Origin of the sequence: Streptomyces sp. NPDC086787, from assembly GCF_044745865.1 — a bacterium.
Classification (GTDB): Bacteria; Actinomycetota; Actinomycetes; order Streptomycetales; family Streptomycetaceae; genus Streptomyces.
On the sequence record NZ_JBIVBC010000017.1, the window covers coordinates 1 to 18,826 of the forward strand.

Sequence of the window (18,826 nt, forward strand, 5' to 3'; positions counted from 1 at the left end):
TTTCCCTTTCCAGCGGTTCCGACTCTACCAGATCCTTTCGGGCCTGATTCCCAGTCAGCGGGGTTTGTCTTCGCGGCTGTTGGGCCGTTCCGACGTCCCAAACCCTAGCGGATTCCTTCGGTGATTCCCAATCGGGCCTTCCGACTCGACCGGGCGCCACCGAGTCCCAATATCGGATTGAATTCGGGCACGCCGAAATCAATCCCGTTGGGAGATCGTGCTGGTGGTTTGGTTTGCCGCTGTCGCGGCGGGAGGTGCTGCCAGAGAGACGTTACGGCTCCGTGGCAACTCGAAGAACTTTACGGATCCAGCAGGGTGGTGTCAAGGACTCTCTGTCAAGATCTTTTTTCCCGACCTGCCCGACTGTCCTAGTCCAGGTCGGTGAGGCGGCCGCCGGCGTCCGGCTGGGCGTGTTCCACCCGGCGCAGCAGGCGGGTGAGGACCTCGCCGAGGACGGTGCGCTCCTCCGGGGAGAGGTCCTGGAGGAGCTCCTCCTCGAAGACAGAGGCGAGGCGCATGGCCTCCAGCCACTTCGCACGGCCCTCGGGAGTCAGCTCCACGATCACCCGGACGCGGTTGGACTCATCCCTCTCCCGGGTGACCAGACCCTCCGTGACCATCCGGTCGATGCGGTGGGTCATCGCGGCCGGTGTGAGGCCGAGGCGCTTGGCGAGGTCGCTGGGGCCCAGCCGGTAGGGGGCGCCGGAGAGCACGAGGGCCTTGAGGACCTCCCACTCCGCGTTGCTGATGCCGAGGGCTGCGGTCTGACGGCCGTAGGCGACGTTCATCCGGCGGTTCAGCCGGGACAGCGCCGAGACGATCTTCTCGACCTGGGGGTCGAGGTCCTGGAACTCGCGCTGGTAGGCGGCGATCTGCTCTTCGAGGGTCGGCTCGCCGCCGATGCCGGTACTGCCGGGGGTGTCGCCCATGGGCGTCAGTATGGCACGCCCCGGCTGGCGTTAAAGTCCTTTGATGTGTACTCTTTAGCTTCGAACTTTAGCTTCGAAGTCTTCGGTTCTAAGTGCTGAGGCACTCCAACTACCTGAGAGAGGTGAACGTGACCAGGGCGATGGGCGCTGCGATGCGCCGGATCCACGTGGGCAACGCACTCAGCGCGTTCGGGCTCGGCTTCACCGTCCCCTACCTGTACGTCTATGTGGCGCAGGTGCGGGGGCTCGGTGCCATGACGGCGGGACTCGTCCTCGCGGTCTTCGCCGTGGCCGCGCTCGTCGTGCTGCCGTTCGCCGGCCGGGCGATCGTGCGACGCGGCCCGCTGCCGGTCCTGCTCGCCGCCCTGGTCGTGGCCGCGCTGGGTGCGCTGAGCCTGGGGCTCGCGGGCAGCGCGGTGGCGGTGCTGCTGTCGGCCGCGGCGCTGGGAGCCGGGCAGGCCGTGATGCAGCCGGCGCTGGCGACGATGATCGTGGACTGCTCGTCGGCGGAGACGCGGTCGCGGGCCTTCGCGACCCAGTTCTTCCTCCAGAACCTCGGTCTCGGCGTCGGCGGCCTGATCGGCGGCCACCTCGTCGACACCACACGTGTCTCGTCGTTCACCCTGCTGTTCGCGCTCGAGGCGGCGATCTTCCTGCTGCTGGCCGTGACCATGACGACGGTGCGGATGCCGCGCTCGCCGCGGATCGAGGACGCGCCGACGGCGTCGGCGAAGGGCGGCTGGAAGCAGCTGCTCGGCAACCGGGCCATGGTGCAGCTGTCCGTGCTGGGCTTCGTGCTGTTCTTCGCCTGCTACGGGCAGTTCGAGTCCGGGCTGAGCGCGTACGGCGTCGAGGCCGCGGGGATCTCCACCTCCGCGCTGGGTACGGCGCTGGCCGCGAACACCCTGATGATCGTGGTCGCGCAGTTCGCCGTGCTGCGGTTCGTGGAGCGGCGCCGCCGCACCCGGGTGATCGCCTTCGTGGGGCTGATCTGGGCCGTGGCGTGGGTCGTGGCCGGCTACGCGGGGCTGGGTCACGGCAGCCAGGAGATGGCCACGGCCGCGTTCGTGTCGACGTACGCGCTGTTCGGGCTCGGCGAGGCGATGCTGTCGCCGACGGTCGCGCCGCTGGTCGCCGATCTGGCTCCGGAGGGCATGGCGGGCCAGTACAACTCCGCGTTCGCCCTGGTGAAGCAGCTCGCGCTGGCCGTCGGCCCGGCGGTGGGCGGCCCGATGGCGGCCTCGCTGCACGCGCCGTACATCGCGACGTTCCTGCTGTTCTCGCTGGGCATCACCGTGCTCGCGCTGCGGCTGGGACGGCAGCTCACGGCTGCGCAGGATCAGCCGTGGCAGGGGCGGAGCCGGGTTGTCGCGCGGGGCGGTGCGCCCGCGGAGCCGGTGGCCGCCGAGGCGTGAACCGGGCGAGGGGCGGTCGGCACCTACGGGTGGCGGCCGCCCCTCGGCGTATCCGGTTGCCGGGCCCGGTCAGGGCGTACGCGGTAGTGCGAACTCGCACCAGACCGCCTTGCCGCCGCCCGGGGTGCGTCGGGAGCCCCAGTTCGAGGCGATCGTCGCGACGATGGCGATGCCCCGGCCGGACTCGTCGGCGGGTTCCGCGCGGCGTCGGCGCGGAAGGTGGTCGTCGCCGTCGGTGACCTCGATGATGAGGCGGCGGTCGGTGCGGCGGAGTCTGAGGCGCATGGGCGGGGTGCCGTGCTGGAGGGAGTTGGCGACGAGTTCGCTGGCGGCGAGGACGCCCAGGTCGTGCAGTTCGGCGGGGAAGCGCCAGCTGGTCAGCACGCCGGAGGCGAACGCCCGCGCGCGGGGAGCCGCTTCGACACCGCCGAGGAGTTCCAGGGCCGCGTTGCGGAACAGCTCGCCGTCGGCGCCCGTACGGGCCGGGTGCTGGAGGACCAGGACGGCCACGTCGTCGTCGTGGTCGGCGGTGACGCCGGCCGAGCGGACGAGCCGGTCGCAGATCACCTGGGGTGACCCCGTCGCACCCGCCAGCGCCCGTTCCAGCGCGGCGATTCCCTCGTCCAGGTCCTCGTCGCGGCGCTCGACCAGGCCGTCGGTGTAGAGGACCGCCGTCGAGCCGGGGCCGAGCGGGACCGAGCCCGACGCGTGCATCCAGCCGCCGGTGCCCAGCGGCGGGCCGGTCGGCTCGTCGGCGCGCAGCACGGTGCCGTTCTCGTCGCGGACCAGGATGGGCAGGTGCCCCGCGGAGGCGTACACCAGCCGGCCCTCGTTGGGGTCGTGGATGGCGTACGCGCAGGTGGCGATCTGGTTGGCGTCGATCTCGGCGGCGAGGCCGTCGAGGAGCTGGAGCACCTCGTGGGGTGGCAGGTCGAGTCGGGCGTACGCGCGAACGGCGGTGCGGAGCTGGCCCATGACGGCCGCCGCCCGTACGCCCCTGCCCATCACGTCGCCGATGACGAGGGCGGTGCGGCCGCCGCCGAGGGTGATCACGTCGTACCAGTCGCCGCCGACCGCGGCCTCGGTGCCGCCGGGCTGGTAGGTCGCCGCGATCCGCAGGTCGTCGGGCTCCTCCAGCTCCTGCGGGAGGAGGCTGCGCTGGAGGGTGACGGCGGTCTCGCGCTGGCGGCGTTCACTGGCGCGCAGCCGCTCGGCGGCCTCGGCGTGGTCGGTGACGTCGGTGGCGAAGACGAGCACCGCGCCCTCGGCGCCGTCCCGGTCGCGCTGTTCGGCCGCGGGCGTGCAGGTGAAGGTGTAGGAGCGGCCGTCGGGGGCCTTGCGGGACTTGAGGGTGCGGGGTCTGCCGCTGCGCAGGACCTGGTCGAGCAGGGGGAGCAGCCCCAGTTCGGCGAGTTCCGGGAGGGCTTCGCGGGCCGGTTCGCCCAGTGGCCGGGCGCCGAAGGCCGTGGCATAGGCGTCGTTGACGTAGGCGATGCGGTGGTCGGGACCGTGGACCAGGGCGACGAGGGCCGGGACACGGTCGAGCACCTCGCGCGCGGGGAGTCCGTCGACGGCGGGGACGGGCGGCGAGTCGCCGGTCAGTCGTTCGACGCGGGCCGCGGGCACGGAGCCGTCACCCCGGCGGTCCGGGGAGACCGCGTGCTCGGTCCGCGCTGCGGCGCGGCGCTGCGTTCCGGGGAGCCGGGCGCTCCAGCGCGTGAAGTTCACGAATCCTTGCCTCGTGTCGTCGTCGGCCGGCACCGGATCCGGCCCAGGTCCGGGGGGCGGGGTGCCCCGGGAGTCGCGGTACGAATTGCGGTACTCGGGAAAAGCCTCGTGGGTGCTGCGGGTGGACGGGGGTCCGTCCGAGGTCGTGGGGCAGTCTGACAGGGTGGCCGACCGCGGCGACATTGGTCAGACGCCGGGGCGGCCCGTGGAGTTCCTCGGTGCGGTCAGGACGACCCCTTCGGGTCGTCCGAGGGGTCGTGATGAGGTTTTCCACCGGCCGCGAGTTCGAACTCCGCGCGGGGATGTTCGAGTGACCCGAGGGAGACGACCTCCCGTTTGAAGAGCCCGGACAGGGTCCATTCGGCCAGTACCCGGGCCTTCCGGTTGACGGTGGGCACCCTGCTGAGGTGGTAGACGCGGTGCATGAACCAGGCAGGGTAGCCCTTCAGCTTGCGCCCGTAGACGTCCGCGACGCCCTTGTGCAGTCCGAGCGAGGCGACGGAACCGACGTACCGGTGCGCGTAGGTGTCGAGGGGCTCGCCGCGCAGCGCGTGCGCGATGTTGTCGCCGAGCACCCTGGCCTGGCGCACCGCGTGCTGGGCGTTGGGCGCGGTCGGGGTGCCGGGCTCGGCGGCGGTGAGGTCGGGGACGGCGGCGGCGTCACCCGCGGCCCACGCGTGCCCGACGCCCTCGACGGTCAGCTGCGCGGTGCATCTGAGGCGGCCGCGGCTGTCCAGCGGCAGGTCGGTGGCGGCGAGGACCGGGTGGGGTTTGACTCCGGCGGTCCACACGACCGTACGGGTCGGGAAGCGCTGGCCGTCGCTGAGTACGGCGACGCGGTCGGCGCAGGATTCGAGGCGGATCTCCAGCAGCACCTGGATGTTGCGGCGGCGCAGTTCGGTGAGGGTGTAGCGGCCCAGCTCCGCGCCGACCTCGGGGAGGATGCGGTCGGCGGCCTCGACGAGGATCCACCTCATGTCCTCGGGACGGACGTTGTGGTAGTAGCGGGTGGCGTGGCGGGCCATGTCCTCCAGTTCGGCCAGGGCCTCGACTCCGGCGTAGCCGCCGCCCACGAAGACGAACGTGAGGGCGGCGTCGCGGATCGCGGGGTCGCGGGTGGAGGAGGCGATGTCCAGCTGTTCGAGGACGTGGTTGCGCAGCCCGATGGCCTCCTCGACGGTCCTGAAGCCGATGGCGTGTTCGGCGAGGCCGGGTACCGGAAGGACCCGGGAGACCGAGCCGGGGGCGAGGACCAGCTCGTCGTAGGTGCGGTGTTCGGCGCCCCGGCCCTCCTCCTCGGTGGCGAGCGTGGTGAGGGTCGCGGTCCGTTCCGTGTGGTCGACGGCGAGCACCTCGCCGATGACGACGTGGCACCGGGGCAGGACGCGGCGCAGCGGTACGACGACATGGCGGGGCGAGATCGAACCGGCGGCCGCTTCGGGCAGGAACGGCTGATACGTCATGTACGGGTCCGGGGTGACCATGGTGATCTCCACGTCGCCCCGTCTGAGCTCGTGTTTCAGCTTCCGCTGGAGGCGCAGGGCCGTGTACGTACCGACGTAGCCGCCGCCGACGACGAGAATGCGCGCACGTTCCTTCACCACCCCATGACGCACCCGGCGCTGTTGTTTGTCCACAGCCCCGGCAGGTTGTGTGACCGAACGGGGCGCGCGGGGCTTCGCCGAGAGCGCCGGAGCGCAGAGGAATCCGGCAGGTCAGCGGGGGCGGACGGGTGGGCGCGAGGGTGCGCAAACGGGACGTATATGCTCCGTACTCCGATCGGGGGGCGCTCCGTGCGGAACCTGCCCCTTCTGAATTGACAGCCTCTCAACTATGTTCGTGTGGCGACGGGGTGCAGGGGATGTGGTCGAACGGGTCCGCGACGGGCGGTCCCGGTCAAGGAACCGGACCAAGTTCCGCACACTCCACATGTCATGGCGGGGCGCGTCTCCGGGGGGAGACGTCACGTACCGGGGGAATACATATGCATATTCAGGACACTTGGTCCACCGCATCGGCCATCGCGGCCGGTGGCGGTGCGATGACCGCGGCTGCGGGCAACGGACGCGCGGACAGCTCGCGCACCACGCCGCTGCGGGTGGACGCACAGCGCAACCTGGAGCACGTGCTGCGCGCGGCGCGTGAGGTCTTCGGCGAGTCGGGTTACGGCGCGCCGATGGAGGACGTGGCGCGGCGCGCGCGGGTCGGTGTCGGCACCGTGTACCGGCGCTTCCCGAGCAAGGACGTGCTGGTCCGGCGGATAGCCGAGGAGGAGACCTCGCGGCTGACGGACCAGGCGCGCGCGGCGCTCGGGCAGGAGGACGAGCCGTGGTCGGCGCTGTCCCGCTTCCTGCGCACCTCGGTGGCCTCGGGCGCCGGGCGGCTGCTGCCGCCGCAGGTACTGCGGGTCGGCGTCCAGGAGGACGAGGCCGAAGGCGCCCGGGCGGCGGCCGAGGAGGCCCGGGTGCCCCAGCAGCGGACCCAGCCGGGCACGGGTGAACTGCGGCTGGTGTCCGGCAACCCGGCGGCCGCGGACGACGACACGGGGGCGGCGGAACTGCTCGACGTGGTGGGCCGCCTCGTGGACCGGGCCCGTACGGCGGGCACGCTGCGGCCGGACGTGTCGGTCTCGGACGTCCTGCTGGTCATCGCGACGGCGGCGCCGTCGCTGCCGGACCCGGCCCAGCAGGCGGCGGCCTCGGGGCGGCTGCTGGACATCCTGCTGGAGGGGCTGCGCTCACGTCCCGTGTGACCGGAGAGGTCTTCCGGTTGGGGAAGGCTCGTCGAGTCTTCCCCAACCGGGTGATGGCTAGTACTGACTTGCGGCGCGTCCCCTCGGATGAGTGGAAGGGCCGCTCGCGGGGGTTCCGACCGGTGGCCGCTGTGGCAGTCTGGCCCGCGTATCGGTCGGGGTCGGGCTGGCAGGCGGCGGGGGCTATCCGCGATGAGCGTTGACGGGTGGGACGAGTCCCTCGGTGACGGCGATGCCGGGGCGCACGGACCGGCCTCCCCCCAGGTACCCGTCCAGCGCGAGGGCGGCGGCACCCGGGCACCGGCCGACAGCCGGCTCATCGAGCTGATGCGCGCGGGCGACGACCGCGCCTACGAGGAGCTGTACCGAAGGCACGCGGAGGCGGTGCGCCGGTACGCCCGCACCTGCTGCCACGACACCCACACCGCGGACGACCTGACCGCCGAGGTGTTCGCCGGCATGCTCCAGGCGGTGCGCGGCGGCTCCGGCCCCGAGCACGCCGTACGCGCCTATCTGCTCACCTCCGTCCGGCGCGTGGCCGCCCGCTGGACGCGGTCCGCCCGGCGTGAGCAGCTCGTCGACGACTTCGCGGTGTTCGCCGCGCAGGCCACCCGCGCCTCGGCGGCGGACGGTGGCGGACTCGATCCGGGCGCCGACGTCCGGGCCATGCACGCGGCCGAACAGTCCATGGCCATGCAGGCCTTCCGCTCGCTGCCCGAGCGCTGGCAGGCCGTGCTGTGGCACACCGAGGTGGAGGACGAGTCGCCGAGCCAGGTGGCCGACCTCTTCGGGCTGGACGCCAACGGCACCCGCGTACTCGCCAGCCGCGCCCGCGAAGGCCTGCGGCAGGCCTACCTCCAGGCCCATGTCAGCGCCGCGCTCGCCGACGACGGGGAGTGCGCGCGCTACGCCGACCAACTCGGCGGCTACGCCCGCCGCAAGCTGCGCATCCGCGCCGAGCGCGGTCTGCGCGGGCATCTCGCGGAGTGCGTCAGGTGCCGGCTGGCGGCCGCGCAGATCGAGGAGGTGGCCGGCGGCATCCCGGCCGTCGTCCCGGTCGCGGTCATCGGCTGGTTCGGCGCCGCGGGGTACGCCAAGGCACTCGGGCTCATCGCCACCGGCGCCGGAGTGGGGGCGGGCGCGGGCGCCGCGCTGGGCGGAGGGTCGACCGGCGGCGCGGCCGCGACTGGCGGCAGCGCGTCCGGTGCGGCGGGCACGGGTGGTGCGGGTGGTGCGGGCGCCACGGTGGGTGGTGGAACCGGGGGCGGCGCGGGGGCGGCGGGCGGCGGCGCGTCCGGTGCGGGTGGCGCGAGTGGCGCGGTGGGAGGTGGAACCGGCGGCGGCGCGGGGGCGGGTGGTGGTACGGCGGGGGCGGAAGGGTTCGCCGGGCCGGTGAAGGCCGGGGTCGCGGCCGGGGTGGTGGCTGTCGGGATCGCGGTGGTCGCGCTGGGGTTGATGAACGACGGCCACCCCAAGGACACCGCCGCACCCTCTCCGACGCCACCGGCCGTCCGGGCGCAGTCGCCGCACCCCGGGCCCTCGAAGGAGCAGAAGGAGCAGCCCGCCCCGAGGAAACCGGCCGCCGCCCCGGCCGTGTCCGCCCCCGCACCGGTCCGCGGCTCCTCACCCGCGCCCACCCCCGAACCCGCGCACAGCCCGAGCACGGCTCCGGCCCCCACCCGCACACCGGAGTCCACGCCGAGCCCCGACCCGGCCCCCGAACCCGCACCGACGCGGACACCGACGCCCGCTCCCGGGCCGACGCCGGTCGTGTACCGGTGGAGCGACCTGCGGTACGACGTCGTCGGCGACGGCACCCGGCCCGAGATCCGGCTGGCCGGGAGCAGTTGGGTGTGGCGGCGGCACGGCCTGTCCGTTGCGGGCGAGCGGTACGCGCGCGGTATGACCGTCCACGGCGACTCCTCCGTCACCGTCGGCCTCAACCGCGAGTGCTCCGCGTACGACGCGACGGTCGGCGTCGACGATCTCACCCTCGGACTCGGCGAGGTCCGCTTCGCCGTCTACGCGGACGGCGCCCTGCTGTGGCGGTCCGGGACGGTCAGGGGCGGCGACCCGGGCGTCCCCGTACATGTGGACCTGACCGGGCACCGGACCGTGCGGCTGGTGGTCGAACCGCGCGGGAGCGTCCTCGGCTCCGTGACGCTCGCCGACTGGGCCGAGGCACGGTTCACCTGTCGGCAGACCGGTGAAGCTCCCGCAGCACGTCGTCCACGGTGAACCCCGCTCCCCCGCCGCACGCGGCCGCGTAGTCCCCGGGGCTCAGCGCCGCACGGGCGTCGGCGTCGGCGCGGGCGGCGCGGGTGCGCTCCGGCTCGGGGCGCGGATGGCCGTCCCGCCACCGGTCGGCGGCGCTGAACAGCCGGACCGCGCCGGCCAGGTCACCGAGCCGGGCCAGCAGGTCCGCCCCGACGTCCACCAGCGCCGCGGTGATCGACTCGGCGCACCGCCGCTCCACGGCCTCGCGCAGCGCCCCGGCGACGACGGGCAGCCCGCGCGCGGGACCGGACTCGGCCGCCGTGAGCTGTGCCTCGACCGCGCCCAGGGCCGCCGCGAACTGGGGCGGCGGGGTGTTGCCCCGGGCCACCAACGCGCGCGTCGTCTCGAACAGTTCCCGTGCACGGGCCCAGTCGCCGCCGTCCAGGGCGATGTTCATCCGCAGCAACAGCACGAACGCCCGGGACTCCATCGCCCCGTACTGGTCGGCGGCGTCGGCCGCCTCGTCCAGCGCGGCCAGCGCCCCCGCCCGGTCGCCCGAGCGGTAAAGGATCTCGGCGAGCCGCGCCATGAGGAACGGCGATTCGGCGTACGCGCCCACCTCGTAGGCAAGCCTCAGCGCCTCCTCGTACTCCGCACGGGCGTCGGCGAACCGGCCGCGTGCCATGGCCGCCTCACCGGCCGCGCTGCACACCTGGGCCCGCATCCAGCGGTCTCCCACGCGTCGGCTGAGCACCCTCAGCTCCGCCAGGTCCTCGTCGACGCCCCGCAGGTTGCCGGGCGAGTCGACCACCACGTGGGTGCGGTACATCAGGCTCACCCCGAGCGCCCAGTCCTCGCCGTGAGCACGGCAGTTGGCGACCGCCGCATCCATGTCGCCCGCCTCCATCGCGTCGCCCAGGTGGTTGAAGGCCATCGGCCAGACGAGGCCCGGCAGCCGGGCGGCCCGCGGGCCGCCGTCCTGGTAGGCCGCCCGCACCCGTGCGGCGTACTCCGGGATCCGCTCGTCCGTCAGCGGCTCCGGGGCACCGGACTCGAACAGCAGGAAAAGGTCGTACATCCGCAGGTCCATACGGACCTCGTGCAGCGGACGGTCCGACTGCGCGCCGGGGGCGGCCAGGAAGGCGGCCACCGGGTCGGCCGAGGCGGCGAACCGGTCCCGGACGTCCGCCGGGGTGTCCTGCGGCAGGGCGTCCAGGGCAACGCCCAGCCGCAGCACCGCACGCACCCAGTCGGCCGCCTCCTGGCGGTAGTCGCGCAGCCACCAGAACCAGCAGGCGGCGAGGGTGATCGCGGCGGCCGTCTCCTCGTCGCCGTCCCGCAGTGCCCGGTCGAGGGCCGCGCGGATGTTGTCGAGGTCGCTCTCCAGGCGCGCGATCCAGGGCAGTTGCGCCTCGGACCGGAGCAGCGGCTCCGCCCGCTCGACCAGGTCACGCACCCACGCGCGGTGCCGCAGCATGGCCGCCGCGCGCAGTGCCGGGACCTCGGCCGCTCGCTCCGTGGCGTACTCGTGGATGGTCTCCAGCATGCGGTACCGCATGCCGTCGGTGCCGTCCGGGCCGCCCGGCGCGGCGACGACGAGGGACTTGTCGACGAGCGCGCCGATCAGCTCCGCCGCCGGGCCGGTGCACACGGCCTCGGCGGCCGCGAGGTCCCAGCCGCCCGCGAACACCGACACCTCGCGCAGCACCGTCCGCTCCCGCTCGTCGAGCAGGTCCCAGGACCAGTCCACGACGGCGCGCAGGGTCTGCTGGCGGGGCAGCACCGTGCGGCTTCCGGAGGTGAGGAGGCGGAAGCGGTCGTCGAGGCGGTCGGCGATCTGCCGGGGCGTCAGCAGACGCAGCCGGGCGGCGGCCAGCTCGATGGCCAGGGGCAGGCCGTCGAGGCGCCGGCAGATCTCGTCCAGCGCCTCCTCGTCCCGGAGCGTGGCCCCGGCGTCGGGACGGCCGGCCGCGGCACGCTCCCGGAAGAGTCGGCGCGCCTGGTCGAGGACGAGCGGCTCGACCGGGCGCACCGACTCACCGGGGACACCCAGGGGTTCACGGCTGGTGGCGAGGATCGTGAGCCCGGGGCAGCGGGTGAGCAGTGTCTCGGCGAGGTCGGCGGCCGCGTCGATGACATGTTCGCAGTTGTCGAGGATCAGGAGCTCGCTGCGCTGGGCGCAGTGCTCTACGAGCAGGGCGACCGGGTCGCTCTGGGGCGCCGTGAGCTCGCTGGTCATGAGCACGGTCTCGCGCAGACCGAGCGCGCTGACCACCGCGCCCGCGACCGCCTCCGGCCGGTCGAGCGGGGCGAGTTCGACCAGCCAGGCCTGCGGGAGCCCGGCGGCGGCTTCCTCGGCGAGGCGGGTCTTTCCCGAACCGCCCGGTCCGGTGAGAGTGACCAGGCGGGCCCTGCGCAATTCGGAACGAACGGCCGCGAGCTCGGGTTCCCGGCCGACGAAGGAGGTCAGCCGGGGGCGGATGTTGCCCGTCCGGTGCGGTGGCGAGGTGGGCGGCTGGGGCGGTTGCGCGGGCGGCGCGGCGGGGGAGGCCGACGGAGCGAGCAACTCGGTGTGCAGGTTCCTGAGTTCGGCACCGGGGTCGGCGCCCAGGCCGTCGGCGAGGGTACGGCGCGCGGTGTCGTAGGCGGCGAGGGCGTCGGCGGCGCGGCCGGTGTCGCGCAGGGCGCGGATGAGGAGGGCGTGCAGCGGCTCGTCGTAGGGGTGGGCCGTGGTCAGTTCCCTCAGTTCGGGTACGGCGTCCTGGGCGCGGCCGAGTCCGAGCGTGGCGGCCGCGCGGGCGCGGGCCGCCTCCAGCCGCAGGGCCTCCGGGCGGGCCGCGGCGGCGCGGTCGGGGAGATCGGCGAGCGCGGGGCCGTACCAGAGGGCGAGGGCGTCGGTGAGGGCGGTGTGGGCGGTGGCCGGGTCGCCGCGGTCGAGGGCGGCGATGCCGTCTCGCGTGAGCCGTTCGAAGACGTACAGATCGACGTCGTCCCGGGTGGCCTCCAGGCGGTAGCCGCCCGGGGCGGAGGTGACGGTGTCCCGTCCGGCGGTACGGCGCAGTCGGCCCACCAGTGCCTGAAGGGCGGCGGGGGCGTCCTGGGGCGGGTCGTCCGCCCATACCTCGTCGATCAGCGTCTCGGGGGCCGTGGTACGGCCGGGGCGCAGCGCGAGGGCGGTGAGCAGGGCGCGCAGGCGGGGGCCGCCGACGGGTATGGGGGTGCCCTGGTCGTCCGTAGCTCGAGCCAGACCAAGGATTCTGTACCGCACCGGATCATTGTCGCCGGACAGCGCGGGCGGGGCACCGGGATTAGGCACCGGGGTGGGCAACGGCCCGCTCAACCGCCGGAGGCCAGCGCCCCCCGTCGCGGTGCGATCCCCGCGGGAACCGCACGTGCCCGTCCGGGCGTGCCGGTCCAGCAGGTTCCCCTGCGGGCCAGCAGGCGGCGCAGCCACAGTTCGGCGGAGACCAGCTCGGCCAGGCCGTCCAGCGGGAGTGGCTCGCCCGCCGCCGCTCCGCGCAGTGCCGCGCGGACCACGCGGGCCTCGATCAGCCCGGCCTCGGCGAGCAGCGGGGTGGTGAAGAGCGCGTCGAGGGAGTCGGCGGCCATGCGCAGTCCCGCGCGGGCGGCGGTCGTGGTGGCGTGGGAGGGGGCGCCCCAGCCGGGCGGGAGGCCGGTGACGCCGGCGCCTTCGAGGACCGTGCGGAGGATGGCGGCGCGGGCACCGGGCTGGACCCGCAGGGACTCGGGGAGTTCGCGGCAGGCGCGGACCACCTGGTTGTCGAGGAAGGGGGCGTGCAGGCGCTGGGAACGGATCTCGGCGGCCTGTTCCAGCACCCGGATGCCGGCCGCGTGCCGGGCGAGGGCCGCCCGCGCGCGGTGGTCGCCGGGGCGTTGGCCGGGGCCCATCGCGGAGCGGTTCGCGGAGCCCTGGAGGAGAACCGATACTTCGGCGAGCGCCTCACCGGTCAGCCAGCGCGCGGCCGGCCCCGGTCTGGCCCAGGTCAGCGCCGCGAGGGACGCCCCGACCGCGCCCGCCGGTTCGTCTTCGTCGAACCGGCGGCGCAGCAGACGTTCGGCAAGCGCCTCCACACCGGCCCGGTACGGCGTCCGGGCCAGCCGGCGTGCCGCGCCGTACACCCGCGCGGGGACCATCACCGAGCCGTCCGCCTTGGTCAGGGCGGCGACCGGGCGCACCAGATGGCGTCGTTTGCGGTCCATCAGGAGGTCGGCGAGGCGGGCCGGGTGGGCGTCCAGGACCTGGCGGGCGCCGTAGCCGGTGAAGTGGTCCGCGCTGCCCGACGCCAGACGGGCGCGGTGGCGGCCCGCCGTCACCAGGGAGGGGGCCGGCTCGTCGGTCAGCGGGCCGTCCAGGTCGGCGTAGGGGAGCAGTTCGGCGCCGCCGGTCACCACGATGTGGTGCAGGCGCGGGTTGGCCGCGAGCGTCCCGGCGCGCTCCAGTTCGGCCTCGCGGCCCCCGACGGCCAGGTCGTTGAAGGTGACGGCGAGCAACCGCTCCCCGGCGCCGGTGCCATGGCCGAGGACCGTGCCCGGCATGCCCGGCAGGCCGGCCGCGAGCAGCGCCAGCGTTCCCGAGGCGGGGCCGCCGGACAGGTCGGCGCCGATCCCCGGGACGGGCATCCCGCGCGCGGCGCGCCGTTCGGCCGGGCCCATGCCGGGCACCGGGCCGGGGTCGATGTCGGGGACGTGCCGGGGTGCGGACAGCCGGACGCGCACCGCCTCCACGAGGGCGTCCCGCACGGCGTCCACGGCACCGGCGGGGTCGGCCGGGGGCGCCGCCATCACGAGGGAGGCGGCCTGCTCGTACGCGGCGATCTCGCGTGCCCCGGTGCGCAGGACAAGCGCGTGTCCCGGCGGCACCCGCCGTACGCCGTCGTACGGCGTCGAGTCGAGCAGCGCGGCCGGTACGTCGGGGGCGGCGAGGAGCGCCGCGAGGTGGCCGAAGTCGAGGTTGGCCTCGATGAGGTCGGCGAGCGGCAGCGCGGCGGTCGCGTAGGCCGTGCCGCCCGCCCAGGGGGTGTGGAAGACCGGTCGGGCGCCCGCCAGGTCGCCGCAGACGGTGACGCGGCGGCCGGCCTGGACGACGGCCGTGTAGCTGCCCGGCCAGGCGGTCAGATGGCGCAGCGCGCCTCCGCGCGCGGTGAGCAGACCGAGCCGCAGTTCCTCGTCGGAGGCGCCGCAGATACCGAGGACGGCGATCCGGGTCTGCGCGTCGGCCCGGACCACGCGCACCTCGTCGGGACGCCAGTCACCGACCGCCCACAGCGGATCGGGGTCGCCCCAGAGGAGTTGGGAGCCGACCGGATGCACGGTCTCGCCGTCGTATCCCGTGGCGCCCGCGCCGCCGGTCCCGAAGGCACCGGCGGCGGCGCTGCTCCATCCCACCAACCACCGCATCGACGCCTCCACAGACCGTGGACAACTACCGCACCGCATGAACCGGTTCACCATGCTGCCACGAAGAACGCGCCCCCGAGGGCCGCTGGCGCCGCCTTCCACCGATGGAGTGCGCCCACGCGCGCGTGCCCGCGCCGAGGCGAAGCGGAGGCGAGCCTTCACAGGACGCGGAAACAGACCCTCGCGCGACACGGAAACGGACGCCCGCGCGACGCGGCTGCGAACCCCCGTACGGCCCAGGCGAACTGCGACTCGAATGCGCCCCCGGAACGCTCCCCAAGAGCACCCTTCGCGCCCTCAAGTTCCATGGTGGGAGCGGTAGTAGCCCGCTGGAGGCGAGGGTTGTTTTCAGCCAAGTTCAGCCAAATCGGCGACGCGGGAACGGGCGTGCACACGCTCCGTACAGGCCCCGGCATGCCCCATGGCGGCGCACAGTCCGGGAGGCGGGCATCGCCTCCCGGACCGGTCCGCCACCCGCGGGGATGTAGGTGGCGGTGTCCCCCAGCCCGCTGGATCCAGTACAGCGGGCCGACCCACGCACCACCCATGGAACCGTTCCGGCCGTGGCCGGAGAAGAGCGCACGGACGGGCGCACGGCCACACGACAGGGGCACGTCGCGAGGGGCCGTGCACGGTGCGTACAGGGACCGCACTTCCGTGCGGGCCACAATCCCGCCATCCGGAACAATGCCCCTTAACGCTTGGGATGCGGCGAACTACGCTGGGTTTACGAATGCCGCATGGTTATGCCAGCGCGGCAGCCGGCTGTGTCGAGGGGTGGCTCATGTCCAGGGAGCAACGCGGGCCGAACGAAAAACTCGGCGCCGTTCTCGCCCTCGCGGGAATCAGCAACGCGGGCCTCGCGCGGCGCGTCAACGATCTTGGCGCCCAGCGTGGGCTGACACTTCGCTACGACAAGACCTCGGTGGCGCGCTGGGTGTCCAAGGGCATGGTGCCGCAGGGTGCCGCCCCGCACCTGATCGCCGCGGCGATAGGCCAGAAGCTCGGCCGCCCGGTGCCGCTCCACGAGATCGGTCTGGCGGACGCGGATCCCGCCCCCGAAGTGGGCCTCGCCTTCCCCAGAGACGTCGGACAGGCGGTGCGGTCGGCGACCGATCTGTACCGGCTCGACCTCGCCGGGCGCCGGGCGGGCTCCGGCGGCATCTGGCAGTCGCTCGCCGGATCGTTCGCGGTGAGCGCCTACGCGACGCCCGCCTCACGGTGGCTGATAACCCCCGCCGACAGCTCGGTCGCACGCGAGGCGGGCCCCGCCGAGGGATCCGGCTCACCGATCAAAGTCGGCCACAGCGATGTGCGCAAACTCCGGGAGGCCGCCGAGGACGCGCGCCGCTGGGACTCCAAGTACGGCGGCGGCGACTGGCGTTCCTCCATGGTGCCGGAGTGCCTGCGGGTGGAGGCCGCGCCGCTGCTGCTCGGCTCCTACTCCGACGGGGTGGGCCGCGCCCTGTTCGGGGCCACCGCCGAACTCACCCGGCTCGCCGGCTGGATGGCCTTCGACACCGGCCAGCAGGAGGCCGCCCAGCGCTACTACATCCAGGCGCTGCGCCTCGCGCGCGCGGCCGCGGACGTCCCCCTCGGGGGATACGTCCTCGCGTCGATGTCGCTCCAGGCGACCTACCGGGGCTTCGGCGACGAGGGCGTCGACCTCGCGCAGGCCGCGGTGGAGCGCAACCGGGGCCTGGCCACCGCCCGCACCATGAGCTTCTTCCGGCTGGTCGAGGCACGCGCGCACGCCCGCGCCAGTGACGCCCAGGCGGCGGGTACGGCACTGAAGGCGGCCGAGGGCTGGCTGGAGCGCAGCCGCGACGGGGACAGCGATCCGTCCTGGCTCGGTTTCTACGGCTACGACCGCTTCTGCGCCGACGCCGCCGAGTGCTACCGCGATCTGAAGGCACCCCGCCAGGTCCGCCGCTTCACCGAGCAGGCCCTGTCGAAGCCGACCGAGGAGTTCGTGCGCTCGCACGGGCTGCGGCTGGTCGTCTCCGCGGTCGCCGAGCTGGAGTCCGGCAACCTGGACGCGGCCTGCGAACAGGGAGTGCGGGCGGTGGAGGTCGCCGGGCGCATATCGTCGGCACGCACCACCGAGTACGTGAAGGACCTCCTGCACCGGCTGGAGCCGTACGGCGACGAGCCACGCGTGGTCGAGCTGCGGGAGCGCGCGCGCCCGCTGCTGATGGCCCCGGCCTGAGCGTGACCGGCACCACCTGGCCCGAAGGCGGCACGGGAAGGCATTGTCAGTGGGGCGGTGCACTATCAACCCAGGAGGTGGTGCAGGTGCGGGAGGCCGCATACGACTGCGACGTGCTGGTGATCGGCGGAGGGATCGTCGGCCTGTCGACGGCGTATGCGATCACGCGTACCGCGCCGGGCACCCGGGTGACGGTGCTGGAGAAGGAGCCGGGCCCCGCCCGGCACCAGACGGGCCGCAACAGCGGCGTCATCCACAGCGGGATCTACTACCGGCCGGACTCGCTCAAGGCGAAGTACGCGGTGCGGGGCGCCACCGAGATGCTGAAGTTCTGCGCCGAGTACGGCATCGCGCACGCCGTCACCGGCAAGCTGATCGTCGCCACCGACCGGTCCGAGCTGCCCCGCCTGCACGCCCTCGTGCAGCGCGGCCGGGAGAACGGAATCCCGGTGCGGGAGCTGGGCGCCGCACAGATAGCCGAGTACGAGCCGGAGGTGACCGGTCTGGCCGCGATCCACGTCGGCACGACCGGCGTGGCCGATTTCGCCGGGGTCGCACAGCGGCTCGCCGAGGTGTCGGGAGCGGAGATCCGGTACGGCGCGCGAGTCGTCCAGGTGGACCGCCGCCCCCGGCTCGGTGTCGCCGTGCGCACCGCGACGGGGGACGTCGTGCGCGCCCGGGTCCTGGTGAACTGCGCCGGACTGTACTGCGACGAGGTCGCCCGGCTCACCGGGGACGAGCCCGAGATGCGGATCGTGCCGTTCCGCGGGGAGTACTGGGAGCTGGCCCGCCCCGACCTCGTGCGGGGACTGGTGTACCCGGTCCCGGACCCGGCGTTCCCGTTCCTCGGCGTACATCTCACCCGCGGGATCGACGGCGGTGTGCACGTCGGCCCCAACGCGGTCCCCGCCCTGGCCCGCGAGGGATACGGCTGGGGAGTGGTGCGGCCGCGCGAGCTGGCAGGCACCCTCGCCTGGCCCGGCTCATGGACGCTGGCCCGGCGGCACTGGAGATACGGGGCCGGAGAGCTGCACCGCTCGGTGTCGAAGCCCGCGTTCACGCGCGCGGTGCGAAGACTGCTCCCGGCCGTCACGGCGTCGGACCTGGTGCGGGCGACGCCAGGGGTGCGGGCGCAGGCCGTCCTGCGGGACGGCACACTCGTCGACGACTTCCTGATCCGCGAGGGGCCACGGGCCGTGCACGTGCTGAACGCCCCGTCACCGGCGGCCACGGCGTCCCTGCCCATCGGACGGGAGGTGGCGCGTCGGGCGCTGGCCGTACTGGGGTCCGCGTGACCGTTGAAGCGGCCAGTAAAATCGTCCCCACTGTGGCTGACTCGCTGAACACCCCCGAACCCCACCGGCACGCCCCCGGCGTCCCCGTCCGGCACTCCCGCACCAAGGGGGAGCCGCGGTTCCCCGACGGCCCGCAGGCCGATCCGGCCGGCTCGCACTTCGAGCGGCGGATCCGCAGCTTCCAGCCGCGCCGCAGCCGGGTGACCACGGGACAGGCGGACGCGTTGCAGCGGCTGTGGCCCAAGTGGGGGCTCGACATCGACGGGCAGCAGACCATCGATCTCGGCGAGCTGTTCGGGAACGACAACCCCGTGGTGCTGGAGATCGGGTTCGGCATGGGCGAGGCCACGGCGCAGATGGCCGCCCAGGACCCGGGCCTCAACATCCTCGCCGTCGACGTACACACCCCGGGCCAGGGCAACCTGCTCAACCTCGCCGACCGCGGCGGCCTGTCCAATGTGCGGGTGGGCAACGGGGACGCCATCATCCTGCTGCGCGAGATGCTCACGCCCGACTCGCTCGACGGGCTGCGCGTCTACTTCCCCGACCCCTGGCCGAAGAAGCGGCACCACAAGCGGCGACTGATCCAGCCCGAGTTCCTCGACCTCGCCGCCACCCGCCTGGGGCCGGACGCGCTCGTGCACTGCGCGACGGACTGGCAGCCGTACGCGGAGCAGATGCTGGAGGTGCTGACCGCGCACCCGGACTTCGAGAACACCCAGCCCGACGGCGGCTTCGCCCCGCGTCCCGCCTTCCGGCCGCTGACCCGCTTCGAAGGACAGGGCCTGGACAAGGGGCACACGGTGAGCGACCTGCTGTTCCGCCGGGCGCGGCACCCCGAACCGCGGCGGCGTTAGGGTCGG

At 73.9% G+C, this 18,826-nt stretch carries 11 protein-coding genes; 6 read left to right on the forward strand and 5 right to left on the reverse strand.

The window, feature by feature from the left end:
- Nucleotides 1-368: 368 nt before the first annotated feature.
- Entirely contained in the window at nucleotides 369-929 is a 561-nt protein-coding gene (locus ACIPK3_RS29030; protein WP_402574381.1) for a MarR family winged helix-turn-helix transcriptional regulator, read from the reverse strand.
- 152 nt (nucleotides 930-1,081) lie between these two features.
- Between ACIPK3_RS29030 and ACIPK3_RS29035 the strand changes: the two genes are divergently transcribed.
- A complete protein-coding gene (locus ACIPK3_RS29035) occupies nucleotides 1,082-2,344 on the forward strand; it encodes an MFS transporter (RefSeq protein ID WP_402574565.1) in 1,263 nt (420 codons plus the stop codon).
- Between the two features lie 69 nt (nucleotides 2,345-2,413).
- Here ACIPK3_RS29035 and ACIPK3_RS29040 read toward each other — a convergent pair whose 3' ends face one another.
- Together ACIPK3_RS29040 and ACIPK3_RS29045 are read right to left on the reverse strand one after the other, a co-directional pair.
- Nucleotides 2,414-4,072 (reverse strand): SpoIIE family protein phosphatase, encoded by a 1,659-nt coding sequence (locus tag ACIPK3_RS29040; RefSeq protein WP_402574383.1) that lies wholly within the window; start codon nucleotides 4,070-4,072, stop codon nucleotides 2,414-2,416.
- Nucleotides 4,073-4,296: 224 nt separating this feature from the next.
- Nucleotides 4,297-5,676 (reverse strand): NAD(P)/FAD-dependent oxidoreductase, encoded by a 1,380-nt coding sequence (locus ACIPK3_RS29045; RefSeq protein ID WP_402574385.1) that lies wholly within the window; start codon nucleotides 5,674-5,676, stop codon nucleotides 4,297-4,299.
- A 380-nt stretch (nucleotides 5,677-6,056) separates the two neighbouring features.
- Between ACIPK3_RS29045 and ACIPK3_RS29050 the strand changes: the two genes are divergently transcribed.
- On the forward strand, nucleotides 6,057-6,824 hold the full coding sequence (locus ACIPK3_RS29050) for a TetR/AcrR family transcriptional regulator (protein WP_402574386.1): 768 nt from the start codon (nucleotides 6,057-6,059) through the stop codon (nucleotides 6,822-6,824).
- A 192-nt stretch (nucleotides 6,825-7,016) separates the two neighbouring features.
- Nucleotides 7,017-9,062 (forward strand): sigma-70 family RNA polymerase sigma factor, encoded by a 2,046-nt coding sequence (locus ACIPK3_RS29055; protein ID WP_402574388.1) that lies wholly within the window; start codon nucleotides 7,017-7,019, stop codon nucleotides 9,060-9,062.
- On the opposite strand, the gene ACIPK3_RS29060 is transcribed toward ACIPK3_RS29055, so the two are convergent.
- On the reverse strand, nucleotides 9,013-12,309 hold the full coding sequence (locus ACIPK3_RS29060; protein ID WP_402574389.1) for an ATP-binding protein: 3,297 nt from the start codon (nucleotides 12,307-12,309) through the stop codon (nucleotides 9,013-9,015). The two genes, ACIPK3_RS29055 and ACIPK3_RS29060, sit on opposite strands and share 50 nt — an antisense overlap.
- A 68-nt stretch (nucleotides 12,310-12,377) precedes the next feature.
- Nucleotides 12,378-14,459: an asparagine synthase-related protein gene (locus ACIPK3_RS29065; protein WP_402574391.1), complete on the reverse strand. Its 2,082-nt coding sequence runs from the start codon at nucleotides 14,457-14,459 to the stop codon at nucleotides 12,378-12,380.
- A gap of 784 nt (nucleotides 14,460-15,243) precedes the next feature.
- Between ACIPK3_RS29065 and ACIPK3_RS29070 the strand changes: the two genes are divergently transcribed.
- The 3 genes from ACIPK3_RS29070 to trmB all read left to right on the forward strand — a co-directional run bounded on the left by ACIPK3_RS29070 (nucleotide 15,244) and on the right by trmB (nucleotide 18,820).
- Nucleotides 15,244-16,668, forward strand: a complete 1,425-nt coding sequence (locus tag ACIPK3_RS29070) for an MFS transporter (RefSeq protein WP_402574393.1) — start codon at nucleotides 15,244-15,246, stop codon at nucleotides 16,666-16,668.
- 77 nt (nucleotides 16,669-16,745) lie between these two features.
- On the forward strand, nucleotides 16,746-17,963 hold the full coding sequence (lhgO, locus tag ACIPK3_RS29075) for an L-2-hydroxyglutarate oxidase (protein WP_402574394.1): 1,218 nt from the start codon (nucleotides 16,746-16,748) through the stop codon (nucleotides 17,961-17,963).
- A gap of 32 nt (nucleotides 17,964-17,995) precedes the next feature.
- A complete protein-coding gene (gene trmB, locus ACIPK3_RS29080) occupies nucleotides 17,996-18,820 on the forward strand; it encodes a tRNA (guanosine(46)-N7)-methyltransferase TrmB (RefSeq protein WP_402574396.1) in 825 nt (274 codons plus the stop codon).
- The last annotated feature ends 6 nt before the right edge of the window (nucleotides 18,821-18,826 follow it).

Coding starts and splice junctions, on each gene's coding strand:
- ACIPK3_RS29030 (WP_402574381.1), bottom strand. CDS start 929: ATGGGCGACACCCCCGGCAGTACCGGCATCGGCGGCGAGCCGACCCTC.
- ACIPK3_RS29035 (WP_402574565.1), top strand. CDS start 1,082: ATGCGCCGGATCCACGTGGGCAACGCACTCAGCGCGTTCGGGCTCGGC.
- ACIPK3_RS29050 (WP_402574386.1), top strand. CDS start 6,057: ATGCATATTCAGGACACTTGGTCCACCGCATCGGCCATCGCGGCCGGT.
- ACIPK3_RS29055 (WP_402574388.1), top strand. CDS start 7,017: ATGAGCGTTGACGGGTGGGACGAGTCCCTCGGTGACGGCGATGCCGGG.
- ACIPK3_RS29065 (WP_402574391.1), bottom strand. CDS start 14,459: ATGCGGTGGTTGGTGGGATGGAGCAGCGCCGCCGCCGGTGCCTTCGGG.
- ACIPK3_RS29070 (WP_402574393.1), top strand. CDS start 15,244: ATGTCCAGGGAGCAACGCGGGCCGAACGAAAAACTCGGCGCCGTTCTC.